The sequence below is a fragment of the Pseudomonas oryzihabitans genome, from assembly GCF_014522265.1.
Classification (GTDB): Bacteria; Pseudomonadota; Gammaproteobacteria; order Pseudomonadales; family Pseudomonadaceae; genus Chryseomonas; species Chryseomonas aestiva.
In genome coordinates this window covers 765583-786753 of record NZ_CP017024.1, presented here as the reverse complement: position 1 = coordinate 786753, position 21171 = coordinate 765583, and the positions used below count along the sequence as shown (strand labels likewise).

Annotated in this window: 20 protein-coding genes; 13 read left to right on the top strand and 7 right to left on the bottom strand. The window is 67.2% G+C overall.

The window, feature by feature from the left end:
- Positions 1–53 precede the first annotated feature (53 nt).
- Complete coding sequence (locus BGI51_RS03660) at positions 54–641, top strand: ACP phosphodiesterase (RefSeq protein ID WP_187980347.1); 588 nt, start codon at positions 54–56, stop codon at positions 639–641.
- Here BGI51_RS03660 and BGI51_RS03655 read toward each other — a convergent pair.
- On the bottom strand, positions 584–1381 hold the full coding sequence (locus BGI51_RS03655) for a lysophospholipid acyltransferase family protein (RefSeq protein WP_187980346.1): 798 nt from the start codon (positions 1379–1381) through the stop codon (positions 584–586). The genes BGI51_RS03660 and BGI51_RS03655 overlap by 58 nt on opposite strands.
- A complete protein-coding gene (locus tag BGI51_RS03650) occupies positions 1378–2106 on the bottom strand; it encodes a GNAT family N-acetyltransferase (protein WP_007162722.1) in 729 nt (242 codons plus the stop codon). Before BGI51_RS03650 ends, BGI51_RS03655 begins: the two co-directional genes overlap by 4 nt.
- Positions 2107–2331: 225 nt before the next feature.
- Between BGI51_RS03650 and BGI51_RS03645 the strand changes: the two genes are divergently transcribed.
- From BGI51_RS03645 to BGI51_RS03610, 8 genes are all read left to right on the top strand, one after another.
- Entirely contained in the window at positions 2332–2817 is a 486-nt protein-coding gene (locus BGI51_RS03645) for an FKBP-type peptidyl-prolyl cis-trans isomerase (RefSeq protein ID WP_017639847.1), read from the top strand.
- A gap of 571 nt (positions 2818–3388) precedes the next feature.
- On the top strand, positions 3389–4408 hold the full coding sequence (locus BGI51_RS03640) for an isopenicillin N synthase family dioxygenase (RefSeq protein ID WP_187980345.1): 1020 nt from the start codon (positions 3389–3391) through the stop codon (positions 4406–4408).
- Positions 4408–4794: a VOC family protein gene (locus BGI51_RS03635; RefSeq protein ID WP_187980344.1), complete on the top strand. Its 387-nt coding sequence runs from the start codon at positions 4408–4410 to the stop codon at positions 4792–4794. The genes BGI51_RS03640 and BGI51_RS03635 overlap by 1 nt, the downstream gene beginning before the upstream one ends.
- A 20-nt stretch (positions 4795–4814) precedes the next feature.
- Positions 4815–5906 carry a BMP family ABC transporter substrate-binding protein gene (locus BGI51_RS03630; protein WP_187980343.1) on the top strand — a complete coding sequence of 364 codons (1092 nt, stop codon included), beginning with the start codon at positions 4815–4817 and terminating at the stop codon, positions 5904–5906.
- Positions 5907–5982: 76 nt separating this feature from the next.
- Positions 5983–7497 (top strand): ABC transporter ATP-binding protein, encoded by a 1515-nt coding sequence (locus BGI51_RS03625; RefSeq protein ID WP_187980342.1) that lies wholly within the window; start codon positions 5983–5985, stop codon positions 7495–7497.
- Positions 7490–8617, top strand: a complete 1128-nt coding sequence (locus BGI51_RS03620; RefSeq protein WP_187980341.1) for an ABC transporter permease — start codon at positions 7490–7492, stop codon at positions 8615–8617. The genes BGI51_RS03625 and BGI51_RS03620 overlap by 8 nt, the downstream gene beginning before the upstream one ends.
- Positions 8614–9540: an ABC transporter permease gene (locus BGI51_RS03615; RefSeq protein ID WP_187980340.1), complete on the top strand. Its 927-nt coding sequence runs from the start codon at positions 8614–8616 to the stop codon at positions 9538–9540. Before BGI51_RS03620 ends, BGI51_RS03615 begins: the two co-directional genes overlap by 4 nt.
- The gene (locus BGI51_RS03610) at positions 9537–10229 is read left to right on the top strand and encodes a cysteine hydrolase family protein (protein ID WP_252977205.1); all 693 of its coding nucleotides are present in this window, start codon (positions 9537–9539) and stop codon (positions 10227–10229) included. The genes BGI51_RS03615 and BGI51_RS03610 overlap by 4 nt, the downstream gene beginning before the upstream one ends.
- Before the next feature lie 99 nt (positions 10230–10328).
- Here the strand turns inward: BGI51_RS03610 and BGI51_RS03605 are convergent, their stop codons facing one another.
- The 3 genes from BGI51_RS03605 to BGI51_RS03595 all read right to left on the bottom strand — a co-directional run bounded on the left by BGI51_RS03605 (position 10329) and on the right by BGI51_RS03595 (position 14033).
- Positions 10329–12008, bottom strand: coding sequence for an ArnT family glycosyltransferase (locus tag BGI51_RS03605; RefSeq protein ID WP_187980339.1), 1680 nt, complete (start codon positions 12006–12008; stop codon positions 10329–10331).
- A gap of 265 nt (positions 12009–12273) precedes the next feature.
- Positions 12274–13080: a histidinol-phosphatase gene (gene hisN, locus BGI51_RS03600; protein ID WP_187980338.1), complete on the bottom strand. Its 807-nt coding sequence runs from the start codon at positions 13078–13080 to the stop codon at positions 12274–12276.
- Between the two features lie 2 nt (positions 13081–13082).
- Positions 13083–14033 carry an adenosine deaminase gene (locus BGI51_RS03595; protein WP_133861420.1) on the bottom strand — a complete coding sequence of 317 codons (951 nt, stop codon included), beginning with the start codon at positions 14031–14033 and terminating at the stop codon, positions 13083–13085.
- 228 nt (positions 14034–14261) lie between these two features.
- On the opposite strand from BGI51_RS03595, the gene BGI51_RS03590 reads away from it, so the two are divergent.
- The 3 genes from BGI51_RS03590 to BGI51_RS03580 all read left to right on the top strand — a co-directional run bounded on the left by BGI51_RS03590 (position 14262) and on the right by BGI51_RS03580 (position 17148).
- Positions 14262–15362, top strand: coding sequence for an acyltransferase family protein (locus BGI51_RS03590; RefSeq protein WP_252977204.1), 1101 nt, complete (start codon positions 14262–14264; stop codon positions 15360–15362).
- Between the two features lie 106 nt (positions 15363–15468).
- Positions 15469–16575 (top strand): calcium:proton antiporter, encoded by a 1107-nt coding sequence (locus BGI51_RS03585; protein WP_187980337.1) that lies wholly within the window; start codon positions 15469–15471, stop codon positions 16573–16575.
- Between the two features lie 9 nt (positions 16576–16584).
- Positions 16585–17148, top strand: coding sequence for a DedA family protein (locus BGI51_RS03580; RefSeq protein ID WP_133861417.1), 564 nt, complete (start codon positions 16585–16587; stop codon positions 17146–17148).
- Positions 17149–18211: 1063 nt separating this feature from the next.
- Here BGI51_RS03580 and BGI51_RS03575 read toward each other — a convergent pair.
- A complete protein-coding gene (locus tag BGI51_RS03575; protein WP_133861416.1) occupies positions 18212–19231 on the bottom strand; it encodes a branched-chain amino acid aminotransferase in 1020 nt (339 codons plus the stop codon).
- 385 nt (positions 19232–19616) lie between these two features.
- On the opposite strand from BGI51_RS03575, the gene BGI51_RS03570 reads away from it, so the two are divergent.
- Positions 19617–20108, top strand: a complete 492-nt coding sequence (locus BGI51_RS03570) for a hypothetical protein (RefSeq protein ID WP_178083908.1) — start codon at positions 19617–19619, stop codon at positions 20106–20108.
- Here BGI51_RS03570 and BGI51_RS03565 read toward each other — a convergent pair.
- Positions 20105–21148 (bottom strand): zinc-dependent alcohol dehydrogenase family protein, encoded by a 1044-nt coding sequence (locus BGI51_RS03565; RefSeq protein ID WP_187980336.1) that lies wholly within the window; start codon positions 21146–21148, stop codon positions 20105–20107. The genes BGI51_RS03570 and BGI51_RS03565 overlap by 4 nt on opposite strands.
- Positions 21149–21171 lie beyond the last annotated feature (23 nt).

Here is a 21171-nt window from a genome sequence, read left to right as displayed (position 1 = left end):
GCCGCGGGTCGTCCAGGAAAACCGCCCGCTCGCGGCTGGAGTATGCTGAAGGGATGAATTATCTCGCGCACCTGCACCTGGGCGGCCCCAGCCGTGAAGATCGCCTCGGCAGCCTCTATGGCGATTTCGTCAAGGGCTCGGCGGACGCCTGGCCCGCTGGAATCGCCGCCGGTATCCGGTTGCACCGGCGCATCGACGTCTATACCGACGACCACCCTCTGGTGATCCGGGCCAAGGCCCGGTTGCCCGCAGCGCGGCGGCGGGTGGCCGGACTGCTGGTGGATGTCTTCTTCGATCACTGCCTGGCGCGCCTCTGGCACGACTATGCCGAGCAGCCGCTGCCGGGTTTCGTCGCGGACTGCTACCAGACCCTGCTGGAGGAGCCGGAACTGCCGCCACGGCTGGCCCGCATCGCACCCCTGATGGCGCATCAGGACTGGTTGGGCAGCTACCGGGACTTCGCCGTGCTGGAGCGGGTGGTGGAGGGCATGGCGCGGCGGCTGTCGCGTCCGGAACTGCTGGCCGGCGCCTTCGCCGAGCTGGAGGCCGCCTACGATGGCCTGCTGGCAGACTTTCGCGACTTCTATCCGCAGCTGCAGGCTTTTGCCGCCGCCGAGCGCGCGGCGCGCGTTTCCAGTTGAATCCCGAGGCGGGCGGCGATGGCCGCCTGGCATTCACCTGCCAGCACCTGGCGCGGCCGGTCCTGGGGCAGGATGGCTGGCAGCAACTCGATCCTCAGGGTGGTGCCGCCGTTGTCCAGCAGGCGCAGCATGTGGCTCACCAGGTCGTCGTCGCCGATGAAGGCCGCGGCCCGGTCAGGCTCGCCGTGGCGCCAGTAGCTCAGGGCCACGGGTTGCAGTGGGGTACCGGTGGCGATGGCCGGACTCAACAGCCGGCCATGAAAGGTGCGCAGCACACTGCCGTCGGTGGTGGTGCCCTCGGGAAAGAGCGCCAGTGACAGGCCCTGGGTCAGGCGCGTGGTCAGCGCCTCGCTCAGGGCGTCACCGCGTTCGGCGCCACGGCGGATGAACAGGGTGCCGGCCTGGCGCGTCAGCCAGCCGGCGAAGGGCCACTCCGCCACCTCCGCCTTGGACAGGAAGCCCAGCGGCCGCAAGCTGCCGAGGGCGACGATATCCAGCCAGGACACATGATTGGCCAGCCAGAGGTGGGTGCCGCGCGGTACCTCGCCGCGGACCTCCAGGCGCAGGCGCAGGGTCCGGGCCAGCAGCTGGAAGAAACGTCGCGTCAGCCGTTGCCGCAACCCCAGGCAGGGCCGGTGACTGAGCGCTACCGCCAGCGCCACCGTCAGGGCGAACAGCGCTCCGAGCAGCAGTGCGGCCAGGACCGGCAGCAGCCGCACGGCGAGGCGCGGTCGCCTCATACCGCGGCCTTGAAATGGCGGGCATAGCGCGGGCAGAGGTCTTCGCGCTTGAGCAGGATGAAGACGTCGGCCACGCCGAATTCCGGATCCCAGCAAGGCGCGCCGCAGACCTGGGCGCCCAGGCGCAGATAGGCCTTGAGCAGGGGCGGCAGCTGCACCACCAGGTTGTCGGGCACGGCGACGAAGGGCAGCGGGCGCCGCGGCGTGGCGCGGATCGCCGGGATACGCTCGTCCCGCGCGGCCTGGCGCAGCAGGGCGGCGGCTTGCAGACCGCCGTCGGCCATGGGCACGCTGGCGCAGCCCATGAGGTAGCGATAGTCGCCGCAGGCCATGATCTCGGCCAGTTCCGCCCACAGCAGGGCGATGGCGGCGCCGGTGCGATGCCCGGGCGCCACGCAGGTGCGGCCGATCTCCAGCAGCGGACCCTGCAGGCCATCCAGGCCTTCCAGCTGGAATTCGCTTTCGCTGTAGAGACTGCCCAGGCGCTCGCGGCGGCGCCCGTCGAGCAGCCGCGTGGTGGCGATCAGCTCGCCGCTGCGCAGGTCGCGCACCCCCAGGTGCAGGCAGTGGGCGTCGTAGGCGTCCTGGTCGAGGTTGTCGGCGAAATGCACGCCGTAGGTGCTGCCGAAGACCGCAGCTCGCAGGCGCTGGGCAGCGCGGATATCCGCGGCGGTCGACAGGCGTTCGGCGCGCAGCGCGGGCGGTGCGGACACTGGAATCGGCATGGCAGGGCTCCGGCAGTGGGTATGCAGCAAACCCTAGGTAGCCGGGATGACAGCGCCGTGAAGCGGCCATGTCGATTGCGTGACGAGCGGTCGAGTACCGGTGCAGGGGCGCCCTCCAGATGCCTCCGGGCGCCAGGGGACTGACCGAACGCATTCGCAATTGCTAGGTTGGACGCGTAGACTGATGCGTCATCCTATTTTTTTCCCAGCATGAAGGTTCTGGCCATGCAGATCGCGGCGAACACGGCAGTATCCATCGACTACACCCTGACCAACGACGCCGGCGAAGTCATCGACAGCTCCGCTGGTGGTGCTCCGCTGGTATACCTGCAAGGCGCGGGCAACATCATTCCCGGCCTCGAGCGCGCCCTGTCCGGCAAGCAGGCTGGTGACGAGCTGAAGGTGGCCATCGAGCCGGAAGACGCCTACGGCGAATACACCCCCGAACTGGTTGCCACCCTGGGCAAGGAAATGTTCGAAGGCGTGGACGAGCTGGAAGTGGGCATGCAGTTCCACGCCTCCGGCCCGGATGGCGCCATGCAGATCGTCACCGTGCGTGACATCGACGGCGACCAGGTCACCGTCGACGGCAACCATCCCCTGGCCGGCCAGCGTCTGAATTTCGACGTCAAGGTGGTCAACGTGCGTGCGGCCAGCGACGAAGAAATCGCCCACGGCCACATCCATGGCGAAGGCGGTCACCAGCACTAAGCCTGGCAACAGGTTCCCACAGCGCCCGTGTCCGGCAATGCCGGCACGGGCGTTGTCGTTTGTGGCGTCCGTGCAGGGTGGCCCTCACCCCAACCCTCTCCCGCGGGGAGAGGGCGTTGGTTGGATAGTGTGAGCGGGAGGGTCCGCAGGTTGGGTTGAGATGGCTCCATCGCCGAAGCCCAACAGCTGGAAACTGCAGTATCCAACGTGATGGTCCGGATTCGTTGGGCTTCGCTGCGCTCGACCCAACCTACGCAGAGGCTAGCCGCAGGTTGAGTCGAGGCGGCTACAGTGCCGAAGCCCAACGTCGCCAAGCCGTTCCCTCTCGCCAACGCCTTCCCGCTCGGCGCCGCCCCCCCATGGGCGCCACCCCGGTGCACGCTGATCGCTCAAGGTGCAGCGCGCCGTCAGCAGATTCTGAATCTCTTCCTCAACCTGCTGTTTTCATTGGCTTTTCAAGTTTTTACCAAATGGTCCAAAGATGGCACAACGGTTGCAATTTCCCTGCTGCCGTCCTGCCCGGTGAACGTGCGTCGCGCTGTCTCCTTTCGTCCAACCCGTGAGGTCCGTCATGCCGCTGTCCAGTGTTCCCATCATCGATCTGGCTCCCTATTTCGCCGGCTCGGCCGCCGGCAAGCAGGCGGTGGCCAAGGCCGTCGACCAGGCCTGCCGCGATATCGGCTTTCTGGTCATCACCCACCATCAGGTGCCCGAGGAACTGGTCGAGCGCGTCTCGCGTCTCTCGCGGGCCTTCTTCGAGCTGCCGCTGGCGGAGAAGCGCAAGGCCGATCGGCCGCGCCCGGATCAGGTGCGCGGCTACAGCGCGGTGGCCGAGGAGAGTCTGTCCTACAGCCTGGAGGAGGCGGCGCCAGGGGATCTCAAGGAGTCCTTTTCCATAGGTCCGCTGGACGTCCCGGAGACGGCCTACTACCGCGGTCCGGAAGCCGGGCCGCACTTCGCGCCCAACGTCTGGCCGACAGCCATCCCCGGTTTCCGCGAGGCCTATGCCGAGTATTTCGCCGCCATGAGCGACCTGGCACGCACCCTGATGCGCCTCTTCGCCCTGGGGCTGGCGTTGCCGGAAACCTATTTCGACAGCCGCATCGATCGCCACATCAGCATGTTCCGCACCCTCTGCTATCCCCACCAGCAGGAGGCGGCGCTGCCCGGCCAGCTGCGCGCCGGGGCTCATACCGACTACGGCAGCCTGACCATCGTCCGCCCCGACGACGCGCCCGGTGGCCTGCAGGTGCGCAATGCCGACGGCGAGTGGGTGGACGTGCCCAAGGTGCCGGGCGGCTTCGTGGTCAACATCGGCGACCTGATGATGCAGTGGACCAACGACCGCTGGGTCTCGACCCTGCACCGGGTGGTGAATCCACCGGCGGATGCCGGTTGCGACACCCGCCGCCAGTCCCTGGTGTTCTTCCACCAGCCCAACTACGACACCCTCATCCAATGCCTGCCCGGTTGCGCCACGCCCGGCACGCCGCCGCGCCATGCGCCCATCACCTCGGGCGACCACCTGAGATCCAAGTTCGTCAAGCAGACCACCTTCGGCGGGACCCAGACCGGCGTGCGGGTGGCCTGATGCCGAGTCTTTCCTACGTCAACGTCTTCGCCCAGGACGTGGTGGCCCTGAGTGGCTTCTACCAGCGGGTGTTCGATTTTCCCGAGATTGAGGCGATCCGCTCGCCGATCTTTCGCGGCCTGGACACCGGCAAGACCGCCATCGGCTTCAATGCGCCGGAGGCCTATGAGCTCTTGGGGCTGGGCGAATTCGCCGGCAGTGAGGGCTGCCGCTTCCTGCTCAACCTGGAGGTGGACAGCCGCGCCGAGGTGGACCGGCTGGTGCCGGTGGCCGAAGCCGCTGGTGCCCGCCTGCTGAAGGCGCCCTACGAAACCTACTACCACTGGTACCAGGCCGTATTGCTGGACCCGGAAGGCAACGTGTTCCGTATCAACCACATGCTGTAGACAAGACTAAGGACGAGACGATGCTGAGCAGATGGCTGGGAAGAGTGGCGTGCGTGCTGGCGTTGGTAGGGCTGGGTACCGGGGCGCGGGCGGACGACGAGGGCTTCACCCTCAAGGGCGAGCCGAAGATCGCCATGCTGTATTTCACCGCCAAGAACGACGGCGGCTGGACCCAGGCCATGGACGAGGCGCGGGTGAAGATCGAGATGGAACTGGGTATGAAGATCCAGTTCGTGGAAAACGTGCCGGAGACCGCCTCGGCCATCCGCCCGGCCGCCGAGCGCTTCATCAAGCGCGGCGCCAACATCGTCATCGGCACCGCCTTCGGCTATTCCGACACCTTCAAGCAACTGGCCGAGCAGTATCCCGAGGTGGCCTTCCTCAACGCCTCGGGCACCACCAACGGGCGCAACCTGGAATCCTTCTATGGCCGCACCTACGAAAGCCAGTACCTCTGTGGCATGGCCGCGGGCGCGGCGTCCAAGACCGGCAAGCTGGGCTTCGTCGCCGCCAATCCCTTCGGCGTGGTGAACTGGACCATCAACGCCTACGAGCTGGGCGCCCGGCAGATGAATCCCAATGCCACCCTCACGGTGATCTACACCGGCAGCTGGAACGATCCGGTCAAGGAGCGCGCCGCCGCCGCGGCGCTGATCGACCAGGGCGCCGACGTCATCGGCCAGCACGTGGATACCCCCACGCCGCAGATCGTCGCCCAGGAGCGTGGCGTTTATGGCACCGGCCACCACCGCGACATGCGCCAGTTCGCGCCCGAGGCCACCCTCTGCTCCTCGGTGTGGGTCTGGGATCGCTTCCTGGTGCCGGAGCTCAAGCGCGTCATCGCCGGCCACTGGAAACCCGCACCCAACGGTGCCCTGGTGTCCATGGCCGACGGCGGCACCGACATCGCCGGCTTCGGCGACGCCGTGCCCAAGGCGGCCCAGGAAAAGATCCTCGCCGAGCGCGAAGCGCTGCTCAAGGGCAAGCAGATCTATGCCGGTCCTCTGAGCGATCGCGACGGCAAGGAGCGGGTCGCCGCCGGCCAAGTGCTGTCCGACCCGGCGCTGTGGCAGATGGACTGGTTCGTCCAGGGCGTGACGACGCAGAAGTAGCGGTTCACCCCTGGGTAGGGTGGAAAACCGCGCAGCGTTTTCCACGGAGGCGATCCTTGGACAAAGGCCGACCAGCATGAAAAAACACAACGCCCTGCAACTGCGTGGCGTCGGCAAGACCTTCGATGGCTTCCAGGCGCTGCAGCAGGCGGACTTCCTGGTGCGCTGGGGCGAGGTGCATGCGCTGCTCGGCGAGAACGGCGCGGGCAAGTCGACGCTGATGAACATCGCCGCCGGCCTCTATGCGCCGGAGACCGGCGAGCTCCTGGTGGACGACAACCTGGTGCGGCTGCGCGGTCCGGCGGACGCCGCCCGGCTGCGCATCGGCATGGTCCACCAGCACTTCAAGCTGGTGCGACCCTTCAGCGTGGCGGAGAACGTGTTGCTCGGCCTGCCGGCGGGGCAGGGTAGCCATCGCCGGCGCCTGGCCGAGATCAGCGAACGCATCCGCCAGCAGGCCGCCGCCCTGGGCTTCGCCATTCGCCCGGAGCAGCGCGTGGCGGAGCTGTCCATCGCCGAACAGCAGCGGGTGGAGATCCTCAAGGTGCTGCTGGCCGGGGCGCGCATCCTCATCCTCGACGAACCCACCGCGGTGCTCACCGACGGCGAAGGCGAGCGGCTGTTGCAGACCCTGCGCGCCCTGGCGGCAGAGGGCGCGGCGGTGGTGCTGGTGACCCATCGCATGCAGGACGCCCTGAGCTACGCCGACCGCCTCACGGTGATGCGCGGCGGCCGCACCCTGCGCAGCCTGGACCCCGCCGAGGTGTCGGTGGACGAACTGGTGCGCCTCACCGTGGGCGATGCCCAGCCGCTCGCCGACACTCCGCGAGGCGCCGCCGGGGTACCGCTGCTGACGGTGCGTGGCCTGCGCACCCCGGAACGCGGCGGACGGCGCGCGCTGGACGGTATCGACCTGGAGCTGCGCGCTGGCGAGATCTATGGCATCGCCGGGGTCGGCGGCAACGGCCAGGGCGAGCTGGCCGACGTGCTGATGGGCCTGCCGCAGCCCTACGAAGGCGAGGTGCGGCTGGAGGGCTTCGGCGATCTGGCCGCGGCCGCCAGCGCCCGACGCCGCGACCTGCGCATCGCCGCCATTCCCGCCGACCGCTATGGCAGCGCCCTGGCCGGGTCCCTGTCGGTGGCCGACAACTTCGCCATCGGCGCGGTGCACAGCGGTCGCTTCGGTGGCTTCGCCCGCCTGGATAGACGCGCCCAGGAAGCCGCGACCCAGGCGGCGGTCACGCAATTCGATGTCCAGGGCGTGCGCTCGGTGCGGCAGAAGGCGGCGCTGCTGTCCGGCGGCAACGCCCAGAAGCTGGTGATCGCCCGGGAATTCGGCCGCGAACCGCAGCTGGTGCTGGCCCACAGTCCCAGTCGTGGCCTCGACGTGCGCGCCGGTGCCGAGGTGCAGGCACGGCTGCTGGCCGCCCGCGAGGCCGGCGCCGCGGTGTTGCTGATCAGCGAAGACCTGGACGAGGTACTGGCCCTCGCCGACCGCATCGGGGTGATGAGCGCCGGACGCCTCGTCGCCGAATTCCAGCGACCCGCCGATCGCCAGGCGATCGGCCATGCCATGGTGAATCATGCTTGAACCCCTGAGTGCTCCCCTGGCCGAGGTCGCTAGCCCGCGACCACGGCAACCGCTGTTCAGCCGCCGCTACACCCTGGAGATCCGCCAGCAGCTGGCCTGGCCCTGGCAGGCGCTGATCCTCGGTCTTGCGCTGCTCTTGGGCCTGGGCCTGTCGGCCGCCATCCTGGTCTTGGCGGGGGTGCCCGCTGGCGAGTTGCTCAACGAATTCGTGGTCGCCACCCTGTTCGATGCCCAGAGCCTGCAGGCCACCCTGTTCCAGGCCGCGCCGGTGATCCTGGTCGGTCTGGCCGGCTGCCTGGCCTTTCGCGCGCGCTTCTGGAATCTGGGGCTGGAAGGCCAGATGATCTGGGGGGCCCTCGGCGCCACGGCAGTGTCGCTGTTCGAGATCGGCCCGGAAGCCCTGCGCCTGCCGCTGATGCTGGTGGCGGCGCTGCTCGGCGGCCTGCTCTGGGCACTGGCGCCCCTGCTGCTCAAGCTGCGCCTGGGGGTGAACGAGATCATCGCCTCGCTGATGCTCAACTACATCGCCGCCAACTTCCTGCTGCACCTGGTGTTCGGCCCCTGGAAGGACCCACGCGACGCCTTTCCCTATTCGCCGCTGTTCCGCCCCTTCGAGCGGCTGCCCGAGTTGTTGCCGGGGCTGAGCCTGGCGGTACCCCTGGCGCTGCTGGTGGCGGTGCTGGCCTGGTGGTTCGTCGCCCTGAGTCGCGCCGGGCTGTACCTGAGATTCGTCGACGCCAATCCGCGGGTGGCCGGCGCCGTCGGCGTGCCGGTGCGCGCCACCATCCTTGCCACGGTGCTGGCTTCCGGCGCCCTGGCCGGGCTGGCCGGTTTCGTGGTGGCGGCCGGGCAGGAAGGGCGACTGACCCAGTCCTTCTACCAGGGCTACGGCTTCTCCGGGATCCTCATCGCTTTCCTGGCGCGCAACAACCCCCTGGCCGCCGCCCTGGTGGCCTTCCTGGTGGCGACCCTGTTCGTCGCCGGGCGCAATCTGCAGGTGTTCTACCAGATCCCCTTCGCCATGGTGCAGCTGATCCAGGCGCTGATCGTCATCTGCGTGGCGTCCTCGGATTTCTTCATCCGCCATCGGCTCAGACGCAGCCAGGGAGGTGCCGCTTGAACCTGCTCGCCAGCTGGCTGGGTAACGTCCCCGACTTCGCCATACCCTACGCCCTGGCGGCGCTGGGGCTGATCCTCACGGAAAGATCCGGGGTGCTGGCCCTGCATGCCGAGGGCCTGATGCTGGTCGGCGCGCTGTTCGGCATCGGCGCGCAACTGGCCTTGGGCAATGCCGGCCTGGCGCTGCTGGCGGCCATGGGCGCCGCGGCGCTGGTGTCGCTGCTGTTCGCCGTCATGGTGATCTGGCTGCGCATCAACCAGGTGATTGCCGGCCTGACCCTGGTGTTCTTCTGCCAGGGCCTCACCGGCCTGCTCGGCACCCTCTGGGGCTGGACCAACCAGCCGGTGTCCGGGCTGCCGGCGCTGGCACTCTGGCCGCTGTCGGACCTGCCGCTGGTGGGACGGCTGTTCCAGCAGAACCTGCTGGTCTATCTGACCCCGCTGATCTTCTTCGCGGTGATCGCCTGGCTTGAACGCACCACCCCCGGGCTGCGCCTGCGGGCGGTGGGCGAGAATCCCCAGGCGGCCGATGCGGCAGGACTCTCGGTGGCTGGCTACCGGCTGCTGGCGATCCTCGCCGGCGCGGCGCTGGTCGGTCTGGCCGGGGGCTACATCGCCGTGCTCAGCACCAAGCTGTGGATCGCCGAGATGACCGGTGGTCGTGGCTGGATCGCCGTGGCCCTGGTGATCTTCGCCCGCTGGTCGCCCTGGCGCGCCCTGGCCGGGGCGCTGCTGTTCGGCTGCATCGAGGCGCTGATTCCGCAACTGGCCGCCGCCGGGGTGCGGCTGTCGCAATACTTCATCCTGATGGCGCCCTATGCCGTCACCCTGGGCGTGATGATCTGGGTCGCCCTGGCCGGGCGTGACCGCCTGAGCCAGCCCGGCGCCCTGGGCGAAGCCTATGTCCGCGAGGAGCGTCGATGAACCTGCGTGCTTTCGTCTACGAGGAGCCCCGCCTGCTGGCGCGGGCGGACTTCGCCAATTACCTGGACCCGAGCACCACGGCGGTGCTGTCCATCGACCTGCACCGCGGCCACCTGGACGCCTCGCCGGAGTGCCCCTGCCCGGCGCCCCGCGCCCGCGACCTGGTGGCACCGGTGGACGCCTTCCACCGCCAGGCCCGCGCCCTGGGCGTGCGTATCGTCCATGTGAAGTCGGTACTGCGTGCCAATGGTGCCGACGACCTGGGCGGTATTCCTGCGGCCTGGCGGCGGACCTTTCCGCTGCACGTCGGGCCGATTCCCAATGCCGACGCCCATGCCCTGGAAGGCTCGCCCTGGACCGAGCTGCTCACCGAGGTCCTGCCCGAGGATCTGCGGGTGGAAAACAAGCGGCGGCTGTCGGCCTTCTATCCCACCGATTTGGACTTCCTGCTGCGCAACCAGCGCATCACCACCCTGGTGCTGGATGGCGGCTTCACCGACTGCTGCGTGCTCAACACCGCCTTCGACGCCAGCAACCGCACCTACCGGGTCATCGTCCTGCGCGACCTAGTGCGGGGAACCGATGAAGGCCTGGAGCGGGCGGCGCTGAGCATGGTCTCCCTGCACCTGGGGCTGGTGATGGAATCCCAGGATCTGCTCGCGGCCTGGGGTAATGGCGGCGACCTTTGAGTACGGCCCGTTGGGCTTCGACGGTGGAGCCGTCTCAACCAACCTACCGGGGGAATGAGTTCTTGTAGGTTGGTGTTGAGCGCAGCGAAGCCCAACGCCTCAGGGCACCCTCGGCAACACCGTGAAGGCGCGGAAGCGCTCCTTGAGATTGCCGGGGCGGGCGCCCTGCCAGAGCAACTGCCAGCCTGGCGGTACCGTCACGGCTTCGTGCCACTCGTCCTGCACTACCAGTACCCGGCAGGGCACCTGGTGCAGACCGCTCAGCTCCTGTGGGGGATAGCCGCTGTAGACGTGCAGCATGGAGCGCTCCGACTCGCCCAGGCCGTAGCTGGCCACGCAATCCGTGGCGGGGAGCACCCGCTGCAGCGCGGTGAAGGGCCGCGCATAGCTGTTGCCCAGGTCGACCCAGGGTAGCCAGAGGCTGTTGGCCAGGGTCCAGCTGACCGTCAGGCCGACGAACCAGACGCTGGCGGCTGCCAGCTGTACACGCAGCGCCAGGGTGACGCCCCAGCCTACCAGGGCCAGCAGCGCGACCGCCCAGGCCAGGGGACTCGGCGCCAGGCGTTCCGTGATCGGCAAGTGCTCGCGGATCAGCTGCGGCCAGGGCAGGGCCCAACCCAGGGCCAGGCCGATACCGCCCAGGGCCAGCAGGACGATGAGCGGCGTCCAGAGTGCCAGGCTGGTATCACGGCCGAGGCGAGCGATGACCGGCGGTGGCTGCAACCTTGCCGCCAGCAGCGCCAGGGCCGGAAACAGCGGCAGCAGATAGAGGCTGCGAAACACCGCCGACTTGAGCAGCACCGCCAGGCAGACGAGCGCATAGAGCACCACCGTGGCCAGTCCCGGATGCCGACCCAGCCGCTTCAGCGGGCTGCCGCCACGGCGATACAGCTGCCAGAGGGTAGCGCCGAGCAGGATCAGCCCGGTGGGGAAGGACAGCGCCAGCAGATCCTCCAGGCTGGAAGCCAGACCATCGGTATCGCTGTTGCGCGCCTCCAGGCCGAAGAAGCGGCCGATGTTGTTGGTCCACAGCCAGGTATGGAACAGCTCCGGCGCCCGGTGCCAGAGCAGCGCCGGCCAGAGCAGCAACCAGGGCAGGGCGGCCAGACTGGCGGCGAGCAGCCAGTGACGCCCTTCCGGCTCGACCAGCCGCCGCGGCCAGCAGAGCGCGCAGAGCAGCCCGGTGAGGCCCAGCACCCCGGGCACCAGCAGACCCTTGCTCATGAAGGCGATACCCAGGCCGCTGCCGAACAGCAGGCCCTGGCGCCAGGGGTGGCGGTTGTCGTGCAGGTGCGCGGCCAGCCCGGCGAGGCCCAGGGTGGCGCCGGCCAGCTGGGGCACGTCGGCGATCAGCAGATGACTGTGCTGCACCACCCCGAGCATGCCCAGCAGCGCGAGCACGGCCTCGCGCCGGCGACCTGGCAGCAGCCGCTGGGTCAGCCAGGCGAGCGCGGCCAGGGTCACCAGCGTCCAGCCCAGCACCGCCAGCCGCGCGCCGTCGGGGACGCTCAGCCAGGGCGCGGACAGCCGCGCGGCGAGGGCGCCGGTCCAGTACATCAGCGGCGGCTTTTCCATGAAGGGCGCGGTCCCGACCCGGGGAATCAGCCAGTCCGGGGTGGTGAGGAAATTCCACAGCATGCCGAAGGAGTAGGGCTCGTCGGCCTTCCACAGACCACGGCCGAACAGACCGGCGAGCAGGTAGGCGGCCAGGCAGCCGAGCAGCAGGGCCCGCTCCAGCTTTGCGGCTCTGGAGGAGGCAGGGGGCGAAGAGGGGCGCACGGCAGGGACTCTTGGTGGAATCCTGCCGGTATACGGGACTTGGCTTAGAGGGGGCTTAAGAGGTTGGCGAGGGGACGCGATGGCTTTTGGTGTCTTGGCTGTTTATCGAGGTTTGCTGAGGCTTTTGTTTCGCCCTAGGAGGCGAAACAAAAGCCATCCGAGCACTCGATAAGCAAATAGGGCACTGATAAACCAAGGCATCACGGCAAACTCCGCGTTGGGCTTCGCTGCGCTCAACCCAACCTACGGCCCCGCCTGCCAAGCCTCAAGCCAGGTGCTGCAACCGCTCCACCAGCTGCGCATGCAGCTGCGGATCGCCGCAGGCGAGGATGGCGCCACCCTGCTGGGCATCGCCGCCATCCCAGGCGGTCATGCGGCCGCCGGAGCCTTCGATGATGGGGATCAGCGCCTGGACGTCGTAGGGCTGCAGGCCCGCTTCGATGATGACGTCGACGAAACCCGAGGCGAGCATGCAGTAGGCGTAGCAGTCGCCGCCGAAGCGGGCCAGCTGCACCTCGGCGGCCACGGCGTCGAAGGCGGCCAGGCGCTCGGGAGTGTCGAAGATGTCGCGGCTGGTGCACATCAGCCGGGCCTGGGCCAGGTTGGCGCAGGCGCGGGTGCGCAGGGCCGCGCCGTTGCGCCAGGCGCCGGCGGGGGTGCCCAGGTAGCGCTCGCCGGTGAAGGGCTGGTTCATCACCCCGATCACCGGACGGTTGCCGTCGTTGAGCGCCACCAGGGTGCCCCACAGCGGCAGGCCGGTGATGAAGGCGCGGGTGCCGTCGATGGGATCGAGTACCCAGCTCAGGGGGCTGCCGCCGGCGACGTTCTCTTCTTCCTCGCCGAGGATGCCGTGATCCGGATGCTCGGCCTGGATGAGTTCGCGCATGGCCCGTTCGGCGGCCTTGTCGGCGATGGTCACCGGGTCGTAGCGGCGACCGGCGATGGCCGCGTCGCCCTTGTCGTCCACCGCCAGCTGGGCGCGGAAGTAGGGCTGGATGGCCACGGCGGCGGCGTCGGCCAGGCGCTCGGCGAAGCGTTCGTAGTAGGAAATCTCGGCAGCGGTCAGGCTCATGCTCATTTCACCAGGCGGGCGTCGAGGCTGTTCTGCGCCAGGCGCCGGGCCTGCTCCTGGGTCATGCCCAGGCCTTCGTGCAGGGCCATGAAGTTCTCGGTGACGTAGCCGCCGAAGTAGGCCGGGTCGTCCGAGTTGACGGTGACCTTGAGGCCGCGGTCGAGCATCTTGAGGATGGTGTGCTGGCTCATGTCGTCGAACACGCAGAGCTTGGTGTTGGACAGCGGGCAGACGGTGAGCGGGATCTGCTGGTCGACCAGGCGGGCCATCAGCCGCTCGTCCTCGAAGGCGCGCACGCCGTGGTCGATCCGCACCACGCCGAGCTGGTCGAGGGCTTCCCAGATGTACTCCGGCGGACCTTCCTCGCCGGCGTGGGCGACGGCCGGAAAGCCTTCGGCACGGGCACGGGCGAAGACACGCTTGAACTTGCTCGGCGGATGGCCCTTTTCCGAGCTGTCCAGGCCGACGGCGACGAAGTGGTCGCGGAACGGCAGTGCCTGGTCCAGGGTGGCCTGGGCGGCGTCTTCGGAAAGGTGGCGCAGAAAGCTCAGGATCAGCCCGCTGGTCACGCCCAGCTGCCGCTCGCCGTCGCTCAGCGCCTGGGTGATGCCGCGCACCACCACCTCGAAGGGAACGCCACGATCGGTGTGGGTCTGGGGATCGAAGAAGGGCTCGGTGTGGATGACGTTCTGCTCCTTGCACTTGAGCAGATAGGCCCAGGTCAGGTCGTAGAAGTCCTGCTCGGTGCGCAGCACGTCGGCACCGGCGTAGTAGAGATCGAGGAATTCCTGCAGGTTGCCGAAGTTGTAGGCGGCGCGCAGGGCTTCGACATCGCCCCAGGGCAGGGCGACGCCATGGCGCTCGGCCAGTTTGAACAGCAGTTCGGGCTCCAGGGTGCCTTCCAGGTGCAGGTGCAGTTCGGCCTTGGGCAGGGCGTTGAGCCAGTCGTACATGGGAGCCTCGGGATAGCCTGAATCGGAAAAAGATGGACGATTGTCGCACGCTTTGCCGGGTTTTCCGCAGGCATCCGGGTTCCCGCTGACCGATGTACGGTGGCTTCGTCGGTTAGAAATTCCCAGCATTCCACGCTTTGGGCCAGCAAAGGGCCATAACACCTGCATTGGGTCCGGATCTGACTACAATCGGGACGCATGGCTCCAAACACCAGGCGTGAGGTATCCGTGCAGACCGTTCAGGATTACGTTGGCGGCAAGAACAACAATCTCAATCTGATTCGCATGATCGCGGCGCTCGCCGTGGTCTTCAGCCACAGTTTCGCCATCTCCAGTGGCACCGCCACGGCGGAACCCGGGCGCGAGAGCCTGGGCATGACCCTCGGCGATATCGCGGTCGACATCTTCTTCATCACCAGCGGTTTCCTGGTCACCAAGAGTCTGCTCAGCCGCGCCGACATCATCGACTTCGTCTGGGGCCGTGCCCTGCGCGTGGTGCCAGGCTTGCTGGTGATGCTGATGCTGACGGTGCTCGGCCTCGGCGCCTGGCTGACCCGGGCACCGCTGCAGGATTATCTGAGCGATCCCCAGACCTGGTTCTATCTGCTGAAGAACACCGGGTTGATCGCCGGTGCCGAATTCGACCTGCCCGGGCTGTTCGAGGGCAATCCGCTACAGACCATCGTCAACGGCTCGCTGTGGACGCTGCCTTTCGAGGTGGGCATGTACGGTGCCCTGGCGCTGCTGTGGCTGGCCGTGCTCTGGCTGCGCCTGGACAGCCGGCACTTCCAGCGCGCCATCCTGCTGTTCGCCGCCGGTGCCGTGCTGTTCAAGCTGTTCGCCTATTACTTCTTCGCCAGCGAATCGCACCTGCTGCGGCTGTTCCAGATGTTCTTTCTGGGGGGTGCCTTCTATGTGCTGCGCGGCTACATTCCGCTGTCGCGCGCGCTGTTCGCTGCCGCCGTGGCACTGCTGGCGGTGGCCACCCCCGACCGTGACAGCTTCTTCCTGGTCTACAACCTGACGCTGGGCTACGTGCTGCTCTACCTCGCCTTCGTTCCGGGCGGGCGCATCCGCGCCTTCAACGAGGTGGGCGACTATTCCTACGGGCTCTACATCTATTCCTTCCCGGTGCAGCAGACCCTGGCGGCGGTGATCCCCGGCATCGAGGCCTGGACCATGGTGCTGCTCTCGATCGGCATCACCCTGCCGTTGGCGGTGGTCTCCTGGTTCCTGGTGGAGCGCCATGCCCTGGGCTATCGCCAGGCCTGCGCCTCGGGTACCAAGGCGGTGTGGAAGCGCCTGGCGCCGCGCCCCCGGGTGGGCTGAGGAGCGGCCGCGCGGGCGATCGGGGCAGGGCAGTATCGCGGTGCGAGCGTTTTGCCGTCTATGGCGGTCGTAACAAGGCATTGCTCAACCAAGGACGCCCCTTTCCATGCTTGCCGCCCTCAAAGACGAAACCCTGCTGCTGGTCGCCATCGGCGCCACGGTTCTGGCCTATGTGTTCGAACACACCCTGCTCGGCGGTGGCCAGACCCTGGCGCTGATCGCGGCTGGCGGTCTGATCGCCGCCATCATCTGCGCGGCCATGCGCGTGGCCCACCACGCCGAACTGCTGGCGGAAAAGGTCGGCGATCCCTATGGCACCATGATCCTGACGCTCTCCGCCGTGCTGGTGGAGGTGATCATCCTGGCGATCATGATGAGCCACGACCATTCGCCGACCCTGGCCCGCGACACCATCTATGCCGCGGTGATGCTGGACATGAACGGCATCATCGGCCTGGCCGCCCTGCTCGGTGGCCTCAAGCATGGCGAACAGCCCTACAACGACGATTCCAGCCGCAGCTACGGGGTGATGATCATCACCGCGGTGAGCATCTCCATGCTGGTGCCGGAATTCATCCCTTCGGCCCAGTGGCACGTCTATTCCTTCTTCACCATCGGCGCCATGGCGCTGCTCTATACCCTGTTCCTGCGCATGCAGACCGGCCCGCACAGCTATTTCTTCAGCTACAACTACCCGGACAAGAAGCGCAAGCGTCCGGCGGTCGAGGGCGAAGCCGCCACCGCTGGCCATGGCGAAAGCAGCGCCACCCTGTCCATCGCCATGCTGATCGTCGGCATCGTCGCCACCGGGGCCCTGGCCGAAGTGATGTCCAAGTCGCTGGATACCGGCCTGGAAGGCCTGGCGGTGCCGGCGCTGGTCCCCGCGCTGGTGGTGGCGGTGATCTCCGCCAGCCCCGAGATCCTCACCGCGCTGCGCGCGGCCATGGCCAATCGCATGCAGTCGGTGATCAACATCGCCCTGGGCGCCAGCCTGTCCACGGTGATCCTCACCGTGCCGGTGGTGGAAGCCATCGCCCTGTACAATGGCCAGCCCATCCAGATGGCCATGACCCCGGTGCAGACGGTGATGATGGCCGTGACCCTGATCGTCGCCGCCATCAACCTCAACGACGGCGAGACCAACGCCATCGAGGGCATGACCCACTTCGTGCTGTTCGGCACCTTCATCATGCTGACCATTCTCGGTCTCTAGGGACGCACCATGATCGACAGCGAGGTCATCAGCAACTACGGTTACGGCGCCGCCGTCCTGGGCGCCCTGATCGAGGGCGATGGCGTGGCCATCCTGGCCGGCATCGCCGCCCGCCACGGCTACCTGCTGTATCCGCTCACGGCCGTCTGTGTGGCCCTGGGCGGCTTCATCGGTGACCAGACGCTGTTCTTTCTCGGGCGGCGCTATGGCGACCGCATCCTGGGGCGCTTCAAGCGTCAGCAGGCGCGCATCGATTGGTTGCGCAGCCGCATCCATCGCCACGAGGCGCTGTGGATCATCGGTATCCGCTTCGCCTACGGCTTCCGCCTGATCGGCCCGCTGCTGATCGGCGCCAGCGGCGTACGCCCGCGGCGCTTCCTGTTCTTCAACATCATCGGCGCGCTGCTCTGGGGCTTTTTCATGACCGGCATCGGTTATGCGGTGGGCGAGATCCTGCGGGACTTCTTCGCCGAGCATCATGTGTCGAAGCGGTGGTTCTTTGCGGCGGCGATCTGCGTGGCGGTGCTGTTCATCGGCGCCCGCGCCATCCTGCGGCGGCGGGAGAGGGTGTAGGGTAGGGCGGCGTAGGTTGGGTTGAGCGCAAGCGAAGCCCAACGTTGCGGACTTGGATCTTGGATGCTTCGGCTAGTTGTTGAGTTTCGCTTGTAGCCCCTGTTTCGCCTAGCCGACGACTTACTTTTCTTTGCTTGCGGATCGCCGCCCGGTGCAAAGAAAAGTAAGCAAAAGAAAGCACGCCCCACGTTTCGGCCCTTCGCTACGCTCCGGGTCCCCTCGCTCCGGCGCCGCTCCGGGGGCACGGCACGAAGGGGCCTCCTGCCCCTCGCGCCTTGCTCGGCGTCCTGCCTCGCAACCCCCTCCGCAACGCCTGCACTCGGCCTCACTGACGGGGACGGGGCGCAAGCCTGAAGCTTGGGCGTTCACAAGATCTGTAACGTGTAAAACCGCAGAGCGTTTTCCACTGGCAGCCTTTAACTGCCGAACCAATTGTCTTTATCGCGGCCATGGGCCGCTCCTACAGTAGCCGGATATCCCGTAGGAGCGGCCCATGGCCGCGATTCCAGTAGAGTCAAGGCGTAGCGTGGAAAACCGCGCAGCGTTTTCCACTGATGTGCTTGACCGCGAAAAGTGGACAAGGCTTCGCCGTTGTCCACGCTACAGGTCCTTCCACCAATACTTTCAGGCTGGCGAATCGCCCCGTTCAGCAGGGTGAACGCCAGTGTCGTGGAGTGGGTCGAGCCGCATGGATGCGGCGAGAGGCCTAACGGGCCATGGACGGCCCGTGTAGGCCGACCCCGGAACGGCGCTGGCGTGAGCGGACCCGGAGCGAAGCGTAGGGCCGGATGGTCGGGGCAAGCGTTTTTGCTTACTTTTTTCGCGATTGAAAAAAGTGAGTCGCCCGGGTGGGCGAAACAAGAGCCACGAACAGATCGCGATAAATAGCTAGGGCACCTATAACCCTAACCGCAATCCGTTGGACTTCGCTTGCGCTCAGCGCCAACCTACGCCGTGCCTTTGGCGTTGGGCTTCGCTTGCGCTCAACCCAACCTACCGCCAACCCCTTCTCCAACGAAAAAGGCGCCCTGAGGCGCCTTTTTCGAACCAAACCAACCCCAGGTCAGACCTTGACGATCCAACCCTCCGGGGCCGGCTTGTCGCCGGTCTGGATGCCGGTCAGTTCTTCGTACAGCTTGCGCGTCACGGGGCCGACGTCGGTCAGGCTGTGGAAGACGTGCAGCTTCTCGCCGTACTGGATGCCGCCGATGGGGGTGATGACCGCCGCCGTGCCACAGGCGCCGGCTTCGACGAACTGGTCGAGCTGGTCAATATGGACATCGCCCTCGACCACTTCTAGGTTCAGCCGCTCGCGCGCCAGGTCCATCAGCGACATGCGGGTCACGCCCGGCAGCACCGATTCGGAGCGCGGGGTGACGAACTTGCCGTCGCCGGTGATGGCGAAGAAGTTGGCCGAACCGACTTCCTCGATCTTGCTGTGGGTCAGGGGGTCCAGGTAGATGCAGTCGGCGAAGCCTTCGGCCTTGGCCTGGGCGCCGGGCATCAGGCTGGCGGCGTAGTTGCCGCCGACCTTGGCGGCGCCGGTGCCCTGGGGCGCGGCGCGGTCGTAGCCGGAGATCACGAAGTTGTGCGGGGTCATGCCGCCCTTGAAGTAGGCACCGACCGGGATGCCGAACACCACGAAGTGGAACTCGGGGGCGGTACGCACGCCGATGTTGTCACCCACGCCGATGACGAAGGGACGCAGGTAGAAGGCGCCGCCGGTACCGTGGGGCGGAATCCAGGCCTCGTTGGCCTTGACCACCTGCTGGCAGGCGTCGATGAACATCTCGGTGGGGACCGGCGGCATCAGCAGGCGGGCGCAGCTCCTGTGCATGCGCGCGGCGTTGCGATCGGGACGGAACAGGTTGATGGAGCCGTCCTGGCAGCGATAGGCCTTGAGGCCTTCGAAGCACTGCTGGCCGTAGTGGATGGCCGTGGAGCCTTCGCTGATATGCAGCTGGTTGTCGCGAGTCAGCTCGCCGGGTCCCCAGCTGCCGTTGCGATAGGTGGCGATATAGCGGAAGTCGGTCTTGATGTAGTCGAAACCGAGGGTCTTCCAATCGATGTCCGCAGCGCTCATAGATCCTCGCAGTGCTCTCCGGCGGCTTGGCCGGTCGTTTCGTGGTCGGGCCGTACGCCTCGCCGGCGACGGTTCAAGGGGGTGGACGAGGCAGGCTCGTCGCTAGGTTCTGTATGAAAAATCGCCGAGCGAAGGTCAGGCAAGACAAAAATCGGCGAGGAAGCGGAGTTTACGAGGGGTAAATGAGCATTCCGAGCTGATTTTTAACGCAGCATCACCGAGCGCAGGCACTTTTCGTACAGAGCCTAGACTGTGAAAGATACCGCTTATCCGGACCGTTGGGGCACCTTTCAGCCAATCGGGTCTCCAAAGTCTGAAGCTGGCCCTTTGCCGCCTCGGCCTGCTGCCTCAGGCTGGAGGATGGGGTCATCACCAGGAGCTCGTTTTGAAAACAATGATGGCGTTGCTGGGTGCCTTGACCCTGCCAACGCTCACGGCGCAGGCCGCCGGTATCTTCACCGATGGATTCGACGCGGCCCTCAATCGCCGGGTCATCGAATGGCGGGGCGCGCCCTCGCCGGAAGGCATCGTCTTCAGCGTGATCGCCAGTCAGTTCAAGACCAGTGCCGGCAACGCCACCACCGATTTCCGCACCCAGCTCTCCACCTTCGGCGACAAGGTGCGCTTCAATGGCTGCAGCGCCAGTCGCTGGGAGATGAACGGCCAGATCTACCTGCCGCTCAAGGGCCAGTACCGCATGGCCGGGCTGGACGAGCGCTACGGTGAATATTTCGTCGCCCAACCCACCCGCCAGGATCTGGAGTGGGTGGCCATGAACACCCGCGTTCACTATCGTCTCTGCCGCCTGCGCGAAACCTTGACCGCCGAGGACCTGCAGGGCCTGCGCTGGGTGTTGCAGGCGGCGGAGGCGGATTAGTCGAAGCGGGTGATGACGGTCACCCCGGTGCCTGCGAAGGTATCCATGTGCATCAGCGCCGCGCTGGATTCGGCCAGGCTGATCTCGCGGCCGATCAGCTGCTCCGGCGCCAGGGTGCCCTGGCGCAGCATGGTCATCAGCACGTCGTAGCGATGGGCCTGCATGCCGTGGCTGCCGAGGATCTCCAGTTCCCGGGCAATCACCAGGTTCATCGGCAGCGCCGGGGTCGCCTGGTCACCCAGCAGCAGCCCGACCTGGACGTGCTTGCCGCGCTTGCGCAGGCTGGCGATGGAATTGCAGCAGGTGGTGGGATGCCCCAGGGCGTCGAGGGAGACGTGCGCACCGCCGCCGGTGAGTTCCTGCACCGCCTCGGGGACGCTGGCCACCTGGGTGGCATCGATCGTCGCCACCGCGCCGAGACGACGCGCCAGGGCCAGCTTGTCGGCGGTGATGTCGATGGCCACCACCTGGGCGCCCAGGGCGCGGGCGATCATGATCGCCGAGAGGCCGACGCCGCCGCAGCCGTGCACTGCCACCCACTGGCCGGCGCTGACCCGGCCCTGATCGACCACCGCGCGAAAGGCCGTCACGAAGCGACAGCCGAGGCTGGCCGCCGTGGCGAAGTCCAGCTGCTCGGGCAAGGCGACCAGATTGAGATCGGCCTGGTGGATGCCGACGTACTGGGCGAAGGACCCCCAGTGGGTGAAGCCGGGCTGGAATTGGTGATCGCAGACCTGCTGGTGGCCGGCATGACACTGCGGACAGGCGCCGCAGCCACCGACGAAGGGCACCGTCACCCGGTCGCCGATGCGCCAGAGGGTCACGTCCCTGCCCACCGCCTCGACCACCCCGGCCAGTTCGTGGCCTGGCACATGGGGCAGCTCGATGTCGCTGTCATGGCCGACCCAGCCGTGCCAGTCGCTGCGGCAGACGCTAGTGGCCATGACCTTGAGTACGACGCCGTGGGGCTCGGGGGTGGGGTCGGCGACCGTGGTCAGGCGGGGTGGCGCGGAAAAGGCTTCATAGACGACGGCTTTCATGGCGGTGCCTCGGGCTGGATGAC